General features: G+C 33.6%; 3 protein-coding genes. 1 reads left to right on the forward strand and 2 read right to left on the reverse strand.

Translation table 11 applies throughout. From position 1 onward, the window contains the following. The first annotated feature begins 11 nt into the window (after positions 1-11). Complete coding sequence (locus JZY04_RS20890) at positions 12-233, forward strand: hypothetical protein (protein WP_255584472.1); 222 nt, start codon at positions 12-14, stop codon at positions 231-233. On the opposite strand, the gene JZY04_RS20895 is transcribed toward JZY04_RS20890, so the two are convergent. Both JZY04_RS20895 and JZY04_RS20900 read right to left on the reverse strand, forming a co-directional pair. Continuing rightward, positions 230-1,240: an ArdC family protein gene (locus JZY04_RS20895; protein ID WP_005780952.1), complete on the reverse strand. Its 1,011-nt coding sequence runs from the start codon at positions 1,238-1,240 to the stop codon at positions 230-232. The genes JZY04_RS20890 and JZY04_RS20895 overlap by 4 nt on opposite strands. 423 nt (positions 1,241-1,663) lie before the next feature. After that, complete coding sequence (locus tag JZY04_RS20900) at positions 1,664-2,257, reverse strand: recombinase family protein (protein WP_004295368.1); 594 nt, start codon at positions 2,255-2,257, stop codon at positions 1,664-1,666. Positions 2,258-2,375: the final 118 nt, after the last annotated feature.

Genomic DNA, 2,375 nt, shown 5'->3' on the forward strand with positions numbered 1-2,375 from the left:
ATCATTTCATCATGCCATGTTTGCCCATCAGTGCCGGAACTCCGAAAAGTACGGTATCAATTTCTTTCCCTATAGTTCTTATTGGGATAAAGAAACATACCTTAGAAGGGTGGGTGGGTTTACCGATAGCAAAACTATTGGAGCGTAACAAAGTGAAGCGATTAAGCCTTTTTGGTTCTTTTTTGGCGTTTGAAAAAAGAACTCCCCCCAATAAGGGGGGAAGGAACCTTTAAGCAACCTTTGTATTTTTCTCTTCTTCAACTTCTTCCACATCTAGCCTTATATTTAGATGCTGGGCTATGAATTTACTACCTTTAATAGCATCTGCCAATACAGTAAATAAAAATTTAGGTTCTTCTTTTATTGCTTTGCACCATGATTTTAAATAAGCCGCATTTTCTTCTCTGACGGTTACAGAAATACCCAAATATACACCAGACAAAGCCGATATTAATTCTGCTACAAGTTCTTCACGCCCATAATTGAATTTATCATTTTCATAAAATCCTTTTCGATTTAGTCTATTTTTAACACCTGTACTATGTCCCATTTCATGCAATTCTGTACCATAAAAACTTTCTCCGTCCTTAAATTGGCTCTTTAAAGGTAAAGTAATGCTATCATTTGATATTGAATAAAACGCACTATCACTAGAAACCGTTTGAATAGGACATACCCAATTTTGATTCTTATTCATTTCATCAAGTATTGGATTTACATACATTTCTTTCTCTTCTTGTGGCTGTTCCTCTCCTGAAAATTTAGCCTTTAATATATCCCATCTATTGGGATATTTTTCCGCAAAGTTTGTTTGGTCTAAATTAAAAACTTGGAAATATTTTGTATAAGCTGCTAAACGGTATTCTTTTTGTTCTTCTTCCGATAATTTGTTATATTCATCATATGAAATTTTTTCATTTGTCTGACGATGATAAGCACAAAATAATGTATAATAAACAGGAAAAGCAACAGCACCTTTTAGAACATTAATACCTTCGTTTCGTGCTTGATTGAATGTCAAAAAAACAGGAGTTTGATAATTATATTTTTCACACAAAAAATAAAGTAAAAAAGCGTTTCCACCACTATAAGTACGACCTGTTAAATTTTGTGGTAAAAAGTTCTGTTTAGAGTTGACTTTAGAGAACCAAGGTTTTTGCCAATTCATAGACAAACTTTCAATTTTTTCAACCATAAGGTTTACAAACTTCTCTGCATTTTTATCAAAAGTAGATTTCATAATTTTGTTTGCTGTTCTTTATACTGGCAGCCAAACCAGCTTTAAAGTTTATTTATCTCTTTATTTTCAATACTCAAAGATAGTAATTTTCTATAAATGTCGCAAATAATAAGACAATTATTTTTGTTAAAAATAGTTTATAACTGGCTGATTTTTAACGTATTATCTTTTCCCTAAAGTTTTATATATTTTGGGTGAGAGATAAGGTTTTATAAACGGAATATTCCCTTTAGGGAACATGAAGTCTATAAAACCGAATATCCAATGCCTTGCTTTTGTAGGTGCTTCATAGAAGCGGTGAAAAAAGCAAAGCATTGGATATACCTTAGAAGGGTGGGTGGGAAAATGCGTTAGGGATTGCAGCGGAAAGCCCACAGCGTAGCGAGGACTTGCAGCGAAAAGCCCGACCTGAAAGGTAACGCCCTATTTATTTCTTCTATTCATCAATCTTACTTTTTCATAACGTAAATACCTATACAAAGTAGCCTTACTTCCAATGTGTAAAATTCTACATATTTCATCTATAGAATAATCCCGATTTTCATATAAACGCTTTGCTGCTATAGCTTTTCTCTTTGCATCTTCCGATAACCCTATAGGTCGTCCCGTAAGTTTCCCTCGTTCTTTTGCAGCTTGTAATCCAGCCCTAGTTCGTTCTACTATTATTTCACGTTCATATTCAGCCAATGAAGCAAAAATTCCAAATTGACATCTTCCTAGAGCACTATTAGTATCAATACCATCAACTATGCTTTTGAATGCAACTTTTCTTTTCTGCAAACAATCAACTATATAAACTAAATCTTTCAAAGAACGTCCTAATCTATCTAGCTTCCAGATAACAAAAGTATCACCTTCTCGCAAATATGCAAGGGCTTTATCTAATTCGGGTCTATCCTTTACTCCTGATACTTTTTCCTCAAATATAAGTTTGCATCCGGCTTCTTTTAAAGCATCTAGCTGCAAATCTAAATTCTGTTCCCTCGTTGAAACACGAGCGTAGCCTATTATCTCCATTTTATTTAAATCCAAGTTTCATAAATTCAACTATTCGCGAAACTATTTTAAACTAGGGCTTTTTCCCCTGTTATTACCTCTAGTACTATTATAAATCAAAAGTACAGAAAAAGGGTCG

The organism is Bacteroides sp. 11BF, from assembly GCF_019633765.1.
Taxonomy (GTDB): Bacteria; Bacteroidota; Bacteroidia; order Bacteroidales; family Bacteroidaceae; genus Bacteroides; species Bacteroides hominis.